This is a genomic window from Streptomyces tendae (genome assembly GCF_014650435.1).
Taxonomy (GTDB): domain Bacteria; phylum Actinomycetota; class Actinomycetes; order Streptomycetales; family Streptomycetaceae; genus Streptomyces; species Streptomyces tendae.
The window spans coordinates 1-550 of the sequence record NZ_BMUY01000117.1 but is presented as its reverse complement, the minus strand read 5'-3'; the positions used below and the strand labels follow the sequence as shown (position 1 = coordinate 550).

The 550-nt window shown below is 68.4% G+C and carries 1 protein-coding gene; it reads left to right on the top strand.

Annotation, left to right across the window (positions count from 1 at the left end):
* On the top strand, window positions 1-550 hold a 550-nt coding region (locus tag IE258_RS40910), incomplete at both ends, for a hypothetical protein (RefSeq protein WP_229892797.1).

Below are 550 nucleotides of genomic sequence, written 5' to 3'. Positions count from 1 at the left end.
CAAGCGCCCGAGAAGGTGCGGGCCCGGATATTCGACCGGGAGAGCGCCAGACAGGTTGGAGCGGACGGGCTGCTGTTCAGTCTGGAAGCCGACGAGCCGGACACGACCACGAAGAGGAACGGGGGCGTCGTACGGGCTCGGCTCGACTATTCCTCCATCGCCGAGGCGTTCGGTGGCGGTTATGCCGACCGGTTGCGCCTGGTCGAGCTGCCGACCTGCGCGGTCACCACCCCGGCCAAGGCCGCCTGCCGTAAGGCCACTCCCATCGAGGCCGTCAACGACACCGAGTCGGCGACCCTCACCGCATCGAGCATCCCGCTGAAGGCTTCCGGCGCCACCGTCCTTGCGGCCGTCGCCGACGACGCGAGCATGGGCGGCGACTACAAGGCCACTCCGTTGTCGTCGTCGGCGCAGTGGAGTACCAGCCTCAACACCGGCGACTTCTCGTGGTCCTACGCGATGAACGTGCCCGATGTCCCGGGCGGGTTGCTGCCGAGCGTGGGGATCTCGTACTCCTCAGGGTCCGTCGACGGCCGGTCCGGCAACTCCA